At 70.7% G+C, this 12,506-nt stretch carries 14 protein-coding genes; 6 read left to right on the forward strand and 8 right to left on the reverse strand.

The window, feature by feature from the left end; translation table 11 throughout:
* Window positions 1-619: alpha/beta fold hydrolase (locus OU415_RS12210; protein WP_270948789.1), on the reverse strand; the 619-nt coding region annotated here is incomplete at its 3' end.
* A 200-nt stretch (window positions 620-819) separates the two neighbouring features.
* Here OU415_RS12210 and OU415_RS12215 point away from each other — a divergent pair.
* Entirely contained in the window at window positions 820-1,440 is a 621-nt protein-coding gene (locus OU415_RS12215; protein ID WP_270948790.1) for a TetR/AcrR family transcriptional regulator, read from the forward strand.
* A gap of 166 nt (window positions 1,441-1,606) precedes the next feature.
* Window positions 1,607-2,443: a transposase family protein gene (locus OU415_RS12220; protein WP_270948911.1), complete on the forward strand. Its 837-nt coding sequence runs from the start codon at window positions 1,607-1,609 to the stop codon at window positions 2,441-2,443.
* A gap of 212 nt (window positions 2,444-2,655) precedes the next feature.
* On the opposite strand, the gene OU415_RS12225 is transcribed toward OU415_RS12220, so the two are convergent.
* Window positions 2,656-3,570 carry an alpha/beta fold hydrolase gene (locus tag OU415_RS12225; protein ID WP_270948791.1) on the reverse strand — a complete coding sequence of 305 codons (915 nt, stop codon included), beginning with the start codon at window positions 3,568-3,570 and terminating at the stop codon, window positions 2,656-2,658.
* The gene (locus tag OU415_RS12230; RefSeq protein WP_270948792.1) at window positions 3,567-4,466 is read right to left on the reverse strand and encodes an AurF N-oxygenase family protein; all 900 of its coding nucleotides are present in this window, start codon (window positions 4,464-4,466) and stop codon (window positions 3,567-3,569) included. The genes OU415_RS12225 and OU415_RS12230 overlap by 4 nt, the downstream gene beginning before the upstream one ends.
* Before the next feature lie 64 nt (window positions 4,467-4,530).
* Here OU415_RS12230 and OU415_RS12235 point away from each other — a divergent pair, with 64 nt between their 5' ends.
* Complete coding sequence (locus OU415_RS12235) at window positions 4,531-5,286, forward strand: TetR/AcrR family transcriptional regulator (protein ID WP_270948793.1); 756 nt, start codon at window positions 4,531-4,533, stop codon at window positions 5,284-5,286.
* Window positions 5,279-5,587: a DUF4873 domain-containing protein gene (locus OU415_RS12240; RefSeq protein WP_270948794.1), complete on the forward strand. Its 309-nt coding sequence runs from the start codon at window positions 5,279-5,281 to the stop codon at window positions 5,585-5,587. The genes OU415_RS12235 and OU415_RS12240 overlap by 8 nt, the downstream gene beginning before the upstream one ends.
* A gap of 96 nt (window positions 5,588-5,683) precedes the next feature.
* Here the strand turns inward: OU415_RS12240 and OU415_RS12245 are convergent, their stop codons facing one another.
* On the reverse strand, window positions 5,684-5,911 hold the full coding sequence (locus tag OU415_RS12245) for a DUF3107 domain-containing protein (RefSeq protein WP_270948795.1): 228 nt from the start codon (window positions 5,909-5,911) through the stop codon (window positions 5,684-5,686).
* A gap of 227 nt (window positions 5,912-6,138) precedes the next feature.
* Complete coding sequence (locus OU415_RS12250) at window positions 6,139-6,825, reverse strand: ferritin-like fold-containing protein (RefSeq protein ID WP_270948797.1); 687 nt, start codon at window positions 6,823-6,825, stop codon at window positions 6,139-6,141.
* Between the two features lie 419 nt (window positions 6,826-7,244).
* On the opposite strand from OU415_RS12250, the gene OU415_RS12255 reads away from it, so the two are divergent.
* Together OU415_RS12255 and OU415_RS12260 are read left to right on the forward strand one after the other, a co-directional pair.
* Window positions 7,245-8,900: a DEAD/DEAH box helicase gene (locus tag OU415_RS12255; RefSeq protein WP_408641844.1), complete on the forward strand. Its 1,656-nt coding sequence runs from the start codon at window positions 7,245-7,247 to the stop codon at window positions 8,898-8,900.
* Window positions 8,901-9,210: 310 nt separating this feature from the next.
* Window positions 9,211-10,224 carry an Rv3212 family protein gene (locus OU415_RS12260; RefSeq protein WP_270948799.1) on the forward strand — a complete coding sequence of 338 codons (1,014 nt, stop codon included), beginning with the start codon at window positions 9,211-9,213 and terminating at the stop codon, window positions 10,222-10,224.
* Between the two features lie 52 nt (window positions 10,225-10,276).
* Here OU415_RS12260 and OU415_RS12265 read toward each other — a convergent pair whose 3' ends face one another.
* The 3 genes from OU415_RS12265 to OU415_RS12275 are packed head-to-tail and all read right to left on the reverse strand — an operon-like array spanning window position 10,277 to window position 12,425.
* The gene (locus OU415_RS12265) at window positions 10,277-10,663 is read right to left on the reverse strand and encodes a hypothetical protein (protein ID WP_270948800.1); all 387 of its coding nucleotides are present in this window, start codon (window positions 10,661-10,663) and stop codon (window positions 10,277-10,279) included.
* Entirely contained in the window at window positions 10,660-11,496 is an 837-nt protein-coding gene (locus OU415_RS12270; RefSeq protein ID WP_270948801.1) for a RecB family exonuclease, read from the reverse strand. The genes OU415_RS12265 and OU415_RS12270 overlap by 4 nt, the downstream gene beginning before the upstream one ends.
* Window positions 11,497-11,543: 47 nt before the next feature.
* The gene (locus OU415_RS12275) at window positions 11,544-12,425 is read right to left on the reverse strand and encodes a PHP domain-containing protein (RefSeq protein ID WP_270948912.1); all 882 of its coding nucleotides are present in this window, start codon (window positions 12,423-12,425) and stop codon (window positions 11,544-11,546) included.
* Window positions 12,426-12,506 lie beyond the last annotated feature (81 nt).

Here is a 12,506-nt window from a genome sequence, read left to right on the forward strand (position 1 = left end):
CGAAGCGGTGCGGCGGCACGACGTCCGGATCGGCGAAGCACAGCCGCATCAGCTGCTCGGTCCGCTCGGCCGGAGTCACGGCGGCCAGCTGCCGACGCGTCCGCGCCCCGATCACCGGCACCATCGCCAGCGCGATCCGCGGATCGGAGACCCGCCGGGGATCCAGCCGCAGGTCGGGCATGGCCGGGGAGACCAAGGTCAGCGTGGCGATCAGGTCGGGGCGCTGCACCGCCACCTCGACGGCCACCGCCGCGCCGAAGGAATTGCCGGACAGGTGCACCGGGGCGGGCAGCTGCTCCAGCAGGCCGATCACCGCTTCGGCGTTGGCCTGGCGGGTGCACGGGAACCCCCGCGGTGGTTCGGTGTGGCCGAATCCGGGTAGGTCGACCGCGATGCTGCGCAACTTCACCGAGAGCACGGCGGCGAGGTCGGTCCAGTTCGTCGAGGAGCCGGCCAGGCCGTGCAGGTGCACTGCGGTCTCAGCGGTCACCGCTGGTCCGGGCGTCTCCCGCACGTGCAGCCGCACCGGCCCCCAGCCGGTGGCGACGTCGACGTGCTGCCCGGGCGGAGGTTTGGCCGCGAGGTCGACCGGAGGAACGCCCTCGGCTACCAGCGGCACCCGCGTCAGCTCCCGTCGGCCGAGCTGGTCTCGTCCGGGAACCGCAACAGTAGGTGTAGTGGTGGTCACAACTACAGCATGATGGCCCCTCGACCACCGGATTTCGCCACCTGGGCCTACCGACGAGTAGAGTCAGTGCGCACCGGAGGTCGCCAACGGCCGCCGAGCGCGCTTTTGGAAGGAATCGGGTGGAGGCGAGGATGACCGAGACCGCGCAACCTGGCCGAGGTGTCCGGTTGCCCCGCGACGCACGCCGCGCGCAGCTGCTCGAAGCTGCCCAGCACGTGTTCGTGCACAACGGCTACCACGCGGCGGCGATGGACGACATCGCCGAACGCGCGGGCGTCAGCAAGCCCGTCCTCTACCAGCACTTCCCCGGCAAGCTCGAGCTCTACCTGGCGCTGCTGGACGTGCACGGCAACGAGCTGGTGCGCCGCGTCCGCGAAGCCATCGCGTCCACCTCGGACAACAAGCTCCGGGTGCGGGCGGCGATCGGCGCGCTGTACGAGTTCGTGGCGGGCGAGGACCAGGCGTTCCGGCTGGTGTTCGAGTCCGACCTGCGCGGCGAGCCGGCGGTGGAGAAGTCCGTCGAGAGCGCTCTGCACGGCTGCATCGACGCGATCACCGAGGCGGTGACGGCGGATGCCGGGCTCGACGCCGAGCGCGCCCGCCTGCTGGCGGTCGGCCTGGTCGGCCTGGCCCAGGTGACCGCGCGCGACTGGCTCGACGCGCGCGGAACGATCTCCCGGGACGAGGCGGTCGGCCTGATGTCCACCCTCGCCTGGAAGGGCCTCGCCGGCTTCCCCCTCCAGAACACCTGACCCCGGATCCGCAAATTCAATGAGGTGTTCTCAGTAAGGCTGGGCAGGGGGCGCCATGGTGTGAGGTGTGACGGTCGCCGAGGGCCTGCCTGAAGGAAGTGGGACGTGGGGGCTCCTGGTAGAAGAACTCCGACCAAAGATGATCTTCACCAGGCAAGGCCCCCACGTGATCACCTATCGTGCCATCCTCGATGTTCCCCGTGACCTCGCCCTCTACCTCGCCGGACTGCTGGCCGCCCAGCGTCGTGAGCTCGGCACCCGGAAAGGCCGCCGGGCACTGACCCCGTTCGGCCAGGCAGTGCTGGGGCTGCGTTGGTTCCGGGACAACATCAATATCGCCAGACTCGCCCGTGATCACGGGATCTCCAGCGCGACCGCCTACCGCTACCTCGACGAGGTCACCGAAGTGCTCTCCGCCCAGCGCCCTGACCTGCACGAGGCTCTCCGGCAGGCCAAAGACGACGGCTGGACCTATGTGATCGGCGACGGCAAGATCTTCTCCTGCGACCGGGTGAACGAGAAGATCCTCAGCGTCAAAGGCACCGAGATCGACCGGTGGCATTCCGGGAAAACCCGCGGGCAGGGCGGCAACATTCAAGCTCTCACCCAGCCCGACGGGTTCCCGATCTGGGTCAGCGACGTCGAACCAGGCTCGGTCCACGACATCACCGCCGCCGACAAACACGTTCTCGGCGCCCTGCACTGGGCCGCGTCCCAGCTAGACCTGCCCACCCTGGCCGACGCCGGCTACCAAGGCACCGGTGCCGGGATCCACACCCCAGTCAAACGCTCCAAGAAACACCCCGGCAGCCCACTGGACATCGACAACCAGACCTACAACCTGCTGCTCCGCAGCCTGCGCGCCCTGGGCGAACGCGGATTCGCCCTCCTGGTCGGACGCTGGCGCACCCTACGGCGCTTGACCACCAGTCCCCGCAAAATCGGCCACATCGTCCAAGCCGCACTCGTACTCACCCACCACGAACACGGCCGCCTGACCTAATCCTTACTGAGAACACCTCAATGGAAATCGGACATCCAATTTCCATTGAATTTGCGCACCCCCCGACACCCAGCACCCGCCCGGACGGCTCGGTGCCCGTCCCGGGTGGTCCGCAGTTTCAATTGAAACTGCAGATCCCAGGCACGGTGGACCGCAGTTTCAATTGAAACTGTTGTCAGTCGGGACTGAAACCACGGTCCACCGAGGTCGGATCAGCGGGCGGCTCGGGCGACGAGTTCGGCGATGCGGTCGGTGACCTCCGTCGTTCGCTCCAGCGGGAGCATGTGGCCCGCACCCGCGTAGATCAGCAGCTTCGCGTTCGGCAGCGCCTCGGCGATGCGGCGGGAGTGCGTGTGCGGCGTGAGCCGGTCGGCCAGGCCGGAGAGCACGACAGCCGGCTTGGACCGGAGCGCGGACAGCGCACCGAGCCGGTCGTGATCGGCCAGGGCCGCGCGGAAGGACGCCATGTTCGACGGGTTGCAGGCGGCGACCCAGTCCGCGGTGGTCGCCACGTCCCTGGCCTCCGGGCCGCGTCCGAACAGCAGCCAGCGCATGGCCGGCCGCATCCACGCCGACTTCGAGCTCAGCCGCTTCCCGCTGGCTCCCGCGAGCTGCTTGCGCACCAACCGCTCGCTGCGGTTGGCCAGCGCCGCGACCGGCGCGGGCAGGCCGAGGGTCGGCGCCACCAGGTCACCACCCGAGGTCGCCACCAGCGCCACCCCGGCCACGCGCTGCTCGACCAGCTCCGGGTGCTGCTCGGCCAGCGCCATGATCGTCATGCCGCCCATCGAGTGCCCGGCCAGCACCACCGGCCCGGTCGGGACCCGGTCTTCGATCAGCTCCGCCAGGTCGTCCGCGCAGCGCCGGATGCTCGCGCCACCTCGCGGCGCCGCGTCGCTCTCGCCGTGGCCGCGCAGGTCGAAGCGCAGCACGCGCGCCTCGACCCCGGCCGCCTTCGGCAGGCCGGTCGCGACCCGGTCCCAGCTGTGCTTGGTCAGCGCCCAGCCGTGCACGAGCACGACGGTGACGGGCGCGTCGACCGGTCCTTCCTCGACGACGCTCAGCCGGACGCCATCGCTGGTCTTGAACTCGTCAGCGGTCGTGGTCAGCAAGTTCGCTCCCGTCATCGGATCAGGTGGGCCTTCTTCCACCAGTACATTCCCGGCGTTCCGACCAGCCCCGCTTCCTGCAGGAACGCCATGATCTTCTCGCCGCCCCAGTGCAGGGTGTCCTGCCAGACCGGATTGCTCCACGCCGCTTCCATGCCGTCGCGCGGCCGGATGCCGACCGCCTTGTAGACGTGCGGGTTGATCAGGCTGAAGCAGACGAAGTACGACACCATCGCGGTCATGAACTGGTGGTAGGCGCGTTCCGCGGCGTTGCACTCGGCCATCCGGCGCATCACCTCTTCGCGCGCGAAGGTCACGTGCCGCGCCTCCTCCAGCACGTGGATGCGGTTGATCATGCGCACCAGCGGCTGGACGTTCTCGTCGTTCATCTGGTCCCGCTGGTAGCGGTCCAGGATCTCCTCCGCGACCAGGATCGACGCGTACGCCGACGGGCCGCGCAGGGTCGCGGGCAGGATCCGGCCGCCGAGCTTCAGCAGCGGCAGCGGCCCGTAGGCCGGAGCCCCGATCCGGTCCACCGTCTTGGCGAACATCGTCGAGTGGCGGCACTCGTCGGCCACCTCGGTCAGCGCGTACTGGGCGTGGTTGGTGCGCGGGTCGGAGTTGTAGAACTCCTTGAGCAGCATCTGCATCAGCAGGACCTCGAACCACAGACCGTTGGAGGCGATGCTGGCGAACTCGTGCTTGGTGAGCTCGATGCGCTGCTCGTCGCTGAGCCGGTCCCAGAGCTCGGTGCCGTAGAGCGAGCTGCGGTGCAGCGGGATGAACGGCTTGCCCTCGGCCAGCGGCGCATCCCAGTCGACGTCGACTTCGGGGTCGTAGCTGTTCCGCGCCGACGAGCTCAACAGCCTGCCGGCCGTCTTCTCCCGGTCGTTGACCTGCAAGGCCCTGCTCATCCCGTGATCACCCCTCAACCCGCGGCATTGCGTGTTACTTCGGGTAACAGTTACCTTGGGTAGCGTGAGCCACATCTCTCGACCTGTCAAGGCTGCTCCGAACGACGGCGCCCGCGGCGACGCGCGGCGGGAACGCTGGCGCGAGCACCGCCAGGCGCGGCGCGCCGAGTTCGTCGAGGCGACGGTGCGGGCCATCGGCAAGCACGGGGCCGAGGTCGGCATGGACGACATCGCCGCCGAGGCCGGGGTCAGCAAACCGGTGCTCTACCGGCACTTCCACGACAAGAGCGACCTCTACGTCGCCGTCGGCGAATGGGGCGCGGAGCTGCTGATGCAGCGCCTCCGACCGCTGTTCCACGAGACCGGCAGCCCCAACCAGCGGATCCGCCGCCTGCTCGACGCCTACCTCGGGACCATCGAGCAGTACCCGGACCTGTACCGGTTCGTCGTGCAGCGCACCTTCGCCGACCGGCCGGTGCGCAGCGACCCGGTCACGGCGGAGAAGACGGTGATCGCGAACTCGCTGTCCCGCCTGCTCGGCGAGTACCTGCGGCTGCTCGGCCTGGACTCCGGCGGCGTCGAGGTCTGGAGCCACGGCGCGGTCGGGATGGTGCAGGCCAGCGGTGACTGGTGGCTGGACCGGCAGTCGATGAGCCGCAGCGACCTCACCGACTACCTGGCGCAGATCATCTGGCACGCCATCGACGGCCTGCTGCGCTCGGCGGGCCTGGTGATCGACCCCGACGAACCGCTGGAGATCAACGAGCACGGCTTGCACGTGGTGGCCGATGCCGACGAGGAGGACGTCGACCATGGATGAGCACGACGAGGACGACTACCGCGGCCCGGCCACGGTGCGCACCGAGGACCGCGAGGTCGCGGTCGAGGTGGTGCTGCGCGGCCACTTCCAGCCGATCGACGGCCGTTTCCACTGGTACGGGCGGGTGGCCGCGCACGACGAGGTGGCCGAGTTCGCCGCCGGCCGCAAGACGGCGGTGCTGCTGAGCACCCCGCAGGGCGAAGCGCGGGGCACCCTCTCGGACCCGGATCCGTGGGGCCGCTTCCGGATAACCGGCACCGGCCGCCCGCCGTTCCCGATCCCGACCGACGTGGACGACTGAGCAGCGGGAAACGCGGAGGGCACCTCTCGCCACGTACCTGGCGAGAGGTGCCCTCCACCTCGGTCTAGCGGCCGCGCGCGGCGGAACTCCCGACGATCAGCCGACGCCGAAGCCGACCCGCGGCAGCTCGGCCGGGCCGATCTCCACGTAGGCGACCTTCGTCGACGGGACGATGACGCGCCGCCCCTTCTCGTCGGTCAGCGCCAGCACGCCGTCAGCGTTCTTCAGCGCGTCGGCGACCAGCGACTCGACCTCTTCGGGGGACTGTCCGCTGGCGACCGTCAGCTCGCGCGGGCTGTCCACGACGCCGATCTTGACCTCCACGCCGAACCTCCGTTGGGCACTCGATTCCGATGGATGCGGCAAGGCTATCCCAGCCCGAGCCGACTCAGGGCAACGAAGCCCACCGCGCCGCTATTCCCCCGACCGCAGCAACCCGACCGGGGCCAGCAGAACCACAGTTTCAATTGAAACTGCGGATCCCACCCACGGCGGATCGCAGTTTCAATTGAAACTGCATTCAGTCGAGACTGAAGCCATCGTCGGCGGGGTCAGCCGAGGCCGAGGCGCTCCATGCGCTTGCCGTGGTTGCTCTGCAGGCGGCGGAACATGGCTCCGATGCCGGTCAGGTCGCCCGAGCCCTTGATGATCAGCTCGGCCAGCGCGTCGCGCTCGGCGACCACCCGCTGCGCCTGCATGATCGCCTCGCCCAGCAGGCGCCGACCCCACAGCGTCAGCTTGTCGCGCAGCTGCCGGTCGTCCTCGCAGGCCGCCTGCACCTCGCGCTCGGCGAAGGCCGCGTGCCCGGTGTCGGCCAGGACCGCGAGCACCAGATCGCGCGACGTCGGGTCGAGCCACTCGGCGACCTCGCGGTAGAAATCGGCCGCCAGACCGTCTCCGACGTAGGCCTTGACGAGTGATTCCAGCCACGAATGCGGCGCGGTGGAGGCGTTGAACGCTTCGAACGGCTCGGCGAAGGGCTCCATCACGGCGCCGATCTCCACCCCGCGCCCGGCGAGGTGCTCCTCGAGCAGCCGGTAGTGCCCCATCTCCGCCGCCGCCATGCTGGCCAGCGCTGCGCGCCCGGTCAGAGTGGGTGCGGTGCGCGCGTCCTCGGCGAGACGGTCGAACGCGGTGAGCTCGCCGTAGGCCAGTGCCGCCAGCAGATCCACGACGCCTTCCGAGTAACGTTCGTCACTTTCTCCCGGCAGCGCCGCGTTCTGGTCAGCCTCACTCATGGCTGCGAGCGTAACCGGCGGCGCGCCCGAGTTATACGCGCCACGGTCAGAACGGCCGACCAACAGGTATCCTTTGACATCGGAGGAGCTTCGGCGTCCAGCGGGCGGCCTGCCGGTCGCGCACCGCGGGGCTGGCTCCCCGAACGTCACGATCCGGGCGCGACAGCCCGAGCGGGACGGCCCCGGACCACTGCCGGCGCGAACGCGGCCCACGAGAGCTCGCACGCCGGTTTTGGCGCACGCGACGCCGAGAGGAACGAACCGCAGCGGATCTCCGCTGAGCGAACAGAGGCGCGCATCATCACGTCGGTGACCACGAGCACAGCGAGCGGCTGGGAACAGCAGGCCGCAGTCCTCGGAGGCCGTCGCCACGGATCGACCCGAACCGGGACGCGAGCGCGCAGGTACCGAGAGAGGCGATCATTCTGACGTTCACCAACACCCAGGCCCCGGACGGCCTCGAAGACCCCAACGGCGGCAGTCCCGAGGCCGAGGAGCCGGGAACCGCGAACGCCACCCCGCAAGCCCCGACCTTCGCCGAGCTCGACGTGCACCCGGACATCGTCCGGGCGCTGAGCGAATCGGGCATCGAACGCACCTTCGCCATCCAGGAACTGACCCTGCCGCTGGCGATGAACGGCGAGGACCTGATCGGCCAGGCCCGCACCGGCACCGGCAAGACGCTGGGCTTCGGCGTCCCGCTGCTGCACCGCGTGCAGGTGCCCGGCGACGGCACCCCGCAGGCGCTCGTCGTGGTCCCGACCCGCGAGCTGTGCCTGCAGGTCACCCGCGACCTCACGGACGCGGGCAAGCACCTGGGCGTGCGCACCGTCGCGGTCTACGGCGGCCGCCCCTACGAGGAGCAGATCTCCGCCCTGCAGAAGGGCGTCGACGTCGTCATCGGCACCCCCGGCCGCCTGCTCGACCTGGCCGAACAGCGCCACCTGGTACTCGGCAAGGTCCGCGGCCTGGTGCTCGACGAGGCCGACGAGATGCTCGACCTGGGCTTCCTGCCCGACATCGAGCGGATCCTGCACATGGTTCCCGAGCAGCGGCAGACGATGCTGTTCTCGGCCACCATGCCGGGCCCGATCCTGACCCTGGCCCGCACCTTCATGACCCGCCCCACGCACATCCGCGCGGAGCAGGCCGACGAGAGCGCGGTCCACGAGCGCACCAAGCAGTTCATCTACCGGGCGCACGCGATGGACAAGGCCGAGCTGATCGCCAAGGCCATGCAGGCCGAGGGCCGCGGGCTGGCGATGATCTTCAGCCGCACCAAGCGGCAGGCCCAGAAGGTGGCCGACGAGCTCACCGAGCGCGGCTTCGCGGCCGGCGCGGTGCACGGCGACCTCGGCCAGGGCGCCCGCGAGAAGGCGCTGCGCGCGTTCCGCTCCGGCAAGGTCGACATCCTGGTCGCCACCGACGTGGCCGCCCGGGGCATCGACGTCGCCGGGGTCACGCACGTGATCAACCTGCAGTGCCCGGACGACGAGAAGACCTACGTGCACCGCATCGGCCGCACCGGCCGGGCCGGCCGCGAGGGCGTCGCGATCACGCTGGTCGACTGGGACGAAGAGCCCCGCTGGAAGCTGATCAGCGACACGCTCGGCCTGGACAAGCCGCAGCCGGTGGAGACCTACTCCACCTCGCCGCACCTGTTCACCGACCTCGACATCCCGACCGACGTCACCGGTCGGCTGCCGCTGTCCAAGCGCACCCGGGAAGGCCTCGACGCCGAGCCCGAGGCGCAGGGCGGCGAGGCCAAGCGCCCGCGCCGCAGCCGCCGCCGCACCCGCGGTGGCAAGGAGTCCCGAGGCGAAGCCGACGCCGGTGCCCGCCAGGACAGCGACTCCGAGACCCGGCCCGCGCGCACGCGGCAGCGCCGCCGCACCCGCGGCGGAGCCGAGGCCAGCGCCGCGCCGGCGCCCGAGGCGCCCGCCGCAGGCGGGGAAGCCGACGCCGGGGAGCGGCCGCGCCGCCGACGCCGGCGGCGTCGTCCCAGCGGCGGCGACCAGGCCGGCGAAGCCGGCGGTTCGACGCGCAGCGGCAACGCCGAAGGCGGCGCCGCGTAGCGGAGGCAGCGGATGGCGGTTTCCCCGGAGATCGCCATCCACCCCGCAAGCTGATCAGCACCCGCTGACGGGAAACCGGCTTGTAAGCTCGCCCTCGAGGCGAGCTTTTTTTAGGAGTGATGGTGGTCCGGCCGGAGCGGCGTACGCGTACCGATCTCGTCGTGGTCGCGCTGATCGCGGTCGCCGTGGTCGTCACCGGGACCGTGCTGTGGTTCAACAGCGACGCCCGGGCCACCGTTTCCGAGGTCGCCCCGCAACCGCTGCCCGAACTCCCCGAGGCCCAGAGCGTTCCCGGGGGATTCACCGAGGCGTGGCGGGCTCCGAGTCCTGTCACCCCGGTTCCCGTCGTCGCCGGTCCGGCAGCCGGACCGGCGACGGGAACGAGGTCCTCGGGCACGATCCGCAGACCGGTCGGGTCGCCTGGCGCTACGCGCGCGACATTCCGCTGTGCACGATCGGTTCCGAGTGGGACCGGGCGGTCGCGGTCTTCCGCAAGTCCAGCAACTGCAGCGAGGTCACTTCGCTGCGCGGGCCGACCGGTCTCCGCGGTCCGCAGCGCAACTCCGACGCCGAGTTCGACACCCAGCTGCTCTCCGACGGCACCTACCTGACCGCCACCGGGCAGCGCACCTTCGAATCGTGGCGCTCGGACCTGGTGCGCACCCAGCAGTTCGGCATTCCACCCGCGGTCAAGAACCCGGACAACGACATGAAGCGCCCGGACTGCACGTTCACCTCCACCGCGGTCGGCGACGACCGGGTCGGCGTGGTCGAGAAGTGCCCGCAGGAGCTGGGGCGGATCACGGTCATCAAGGCCAAGCCGGAGGACGACGAGAAGCCCGAGGAGGTCTTCAGCGTCGGTCTCGGCAGCACCTCGGCCAGCGTCATCGCGGTCACGAGCAAGCACGTCGCGGTGGTCGAGCGCGACCGCTCCGCGGTGGTCGTGTTCGACGACAACGGCCGCGAGGTGTCGCGCTACCCGGTCCGCCTCGGCACCCCGGATTTCCGGGCGAACGTGCAGGTCGAGGCCACCAAGACGGGCAACCGGATCTACTGGCACACCGGCGCCGACACGCTCGCGCTCGACCCGGCCGCGTTCACCCCGCAGTGGAGCGTCCCGGACACCCTCGGACCGGGCACCGGGTTCGCCGGCAAGCTGCTGGTCCCGGTGCGGGAGGGGCTCGCCGTGATCGACCCCGGCACCGGCAACCGCGAGCGCGTGATCCCCGTCGACCGGGGCGGGTACGCCGGTCCGGTGCAGCTCAACGCGGTCGGTTCGGTCTTGCTTGAGCAGCGCGGCAACACCCTCGTGGCGCTGCGCTGATCACCCGTGAGCACTTTCCGGTGCTATGACGCCGGAAAAGACGCACGGCTGGTCAGAGCCACCACCAGAACCACAGCGAACCCAGCACCAGGACGAACACCCCGGCGGTCGCGAGGCCACCGGTCAGATCGCGGCGGCGATCGGCGACCGCCTGCAGCGCCAAGGCCACCAGCGACGCCGCCAGCTGGCTGATCACCGCAGGTAATCCGGGTCCTTCCTGCCCCTGCCCCGTCGCCCAGAACTGGACGCCGGCGAGGAGCAGCGCGAGCACGAGGAACCCCGCGGCCAGCGATCCGCTCAACCCGCGGAACCGGCCCTTGCTCCGGCGGGCGGGCTGGTGCGCGTGCCGTCCTCGACCGGGGACGGCGGGGATCGGTTGGGTCCGGAACCGGCGCGGCTCAGGTGCGCGCATCCGCCGGCCCTCGTCTCGCCTGCTCATCCGGTTTCCAACGCGGACCAGGACGGCAGATCCGGTGCTGCTTGCCTGCCTTCGGGGCAGTGCGACCGGAAATCGCACCACGAGCAGTGCCGCCCGGTGCGCACCGGGAACAGCGACTCCGGGTCACCGCCGAGCGCCAGCTCGTCCGCGGCGCGCTGGAACTCGGCGGCCAGCTGCTCGGCCCGGTCCCGCAGCTCGGCCAGCGATTCCGCGGTGTGCTCCCAGCTCGCGACGGTTCCGCTCGGCAGGTGGTGCAGCTCGACGCGGCGGCAGGTCCGGTGGAACTGCTTGCGCACGGCCAGCGCGTAGAGGCCCAGCGCCAGCGAATCCCGCGCGTCGCTGATCTGCAGCCCGAACCGCCCGGTCTTGTAGTCGACGACGACGAGTTCTCCGTGCCGCTCGTCGATCCGGTCCACCCGGCCCTCGGCGATGATCGACCCGACCGGCGCGGAAACCCACCGCTCGACCGCGAGCGGGGTCTCCCCCGCGGGCAGCTCGGCGACGTAGCCGCGGACCCATTCCTGCGCGCGACCGCGGAAATCGGCGGCCTGCTCGGGGTCGGCGAACCCGTCGGACTTCCAGTGCTCCCGCACCAGCGCCGAGGCGCGCTCCGGCGACCGCTGGTCGGCGCGCAGGTCGAAGTAGGCCCGCAGCGCGTTGTGCACCACCGCGCCCAGCGTGGCGTTGGCCCGGGCACCGGATCGCGACGGGGTCGGCCGATCCAGGTAGTTCATCCGGTACTTGCGCGGGCACAGCTGCCAGGTCGACAGGCGGGCCGGGGTCACCCGCACCAACTTGCTGGGAATGCCTTCGAGACCGAGCTGCCCTTGCACGTGGCCCACAGTACGCAGTTTTGCGCCTGCATCTCGAGCTGCCCCGTTCAGCCGATCACCTTGCTACCGCTGCACCTGTCGACCAGCCGGTCCAAGGACTCCGGCGGCGTCGTCTCCTGGCCGATCCGGATCGTCTTGTTGGTGCCGTGGTAGTCGCTGCTCCCGGTGGGGATCAGGTCCAGCTCGGCGGCGAGCCCGCGCAGCCGCTCGCGCGTCGCGGGGTCGTGGTCGGGGTGGTCGATCTCGATGCCGGCCAGCCCGCGAGCCGTCAGGTCCTCGACGACCTCCGCGCTCACCACCGGTCCGCGAGCCGTCGCGAAGGGGTGGGCCAGCACGGTCACCCCGCCCGCGTCGGAGATCATCTGGATCGCGCGCTCGATCGGGGTGTCGGTGCGCGGCAGGTAGTACCGGCCGCTGCCCCCGAGGTACTTGGCGAACGCCTCGTCCACGCTGGCCACCCTTCCCGCTTCGACCAGAGCGCGCGCGAGGTGCGGACGGCCGCCCGGCGAGTCCGGCGGCAGCCCGGCCATCAACCGCTCCGGGTCGATCGGGAAGCCGTCGGCCGCCATGTGCCGAGCCATCTGGAGCAGCCTCTCCCGCCGCTCCGCGCGCAGCCGCGACTGCTCGACGACGAGCGCCTCGGACGCCGGGTCGAACAGGTACGCCAGCAGGTGCACGGTGATCGTCCGGCCGTTGCCGTCCGGGCACGCGCAGGACAGCTCAGCGCCCGGGACGACCCGGATCCGGCCCGGCTGCCCGAGCTCGCGCACCGCTCGCTCGGCCTCTGCCCAGCCCGCGGTGGTGTCGTGGTCGGTGATCGCGATGGCATCCAGCCCCGCCGCGACGGCCGTGGCCACCAGCTCGGCCGGTGTGTCGGTGCCGTCGGACTCGGTGGAATGCGTGTGCAGGTCGATTAGCACACCGAACAGTGTGACCTATGCCCTGCGAACGGCCGCGACCGCAGTCCGGGCAGCGATCGGCCCGGCGAGCTGGACGCCCGCCGGGCCGAT

Source organism: Saccharopolyspora oryzae, from assembly GCF_027853915.1.
Taxonomy (GTDB): Bacteria; Actinomycetota; Actinomycetes; order Mycobacteriales; family Pseudonocardiaceae; genus Saccharopolyspora; species Saccharopolyspora oryzae.

Bases quoted from the DNA above. Each gene is read 5' to 3' on its own strand.
- OU415_RS12215 (WP_270948790.1), top strand. From the start codon at position 820: ATGACCGAGACCGCGCAACCTGGCCGAGGTGTCCGGTTGCCCCGCGAC.
- OU415_RS12225 (WP_270948791.1), bottom strand. From the start codon at position 3,570: ATGACGGGAGCGAACTTGCTGACCACGACCGCTGACGAGTTCAAGACC.
- OU415_RS12230 (WP_270948792.1), bottom strand. From the start codon at position 4,466: ATGAGCAGGGCCTTGCAGGTCAACGACCGGGAGAAGACGGCCGGCAGG.
- OU415_RS12240 (WP_270948794.1), top strand. From the start codon at position 5,279: ATGGATGAGCACGACGAGGACGACTACCGCGGCCCGGCCACGGTGCGC.
- OU415_RS12250 (WP_270948797.1), bottom strand. From the start codon at position 6,825: ATGAGTGAGGCTGACCAGAACGCGGCGCTGCCGGGAGAAAGTGACGAA.
- OU415_RS12265 (WP_270948800.1), bottom strand. From the start codon at position 10,663: ATGAGCAGGCGAGACGAGGGCCGGCGGATGCGCGCACCTGAGCCGCGC.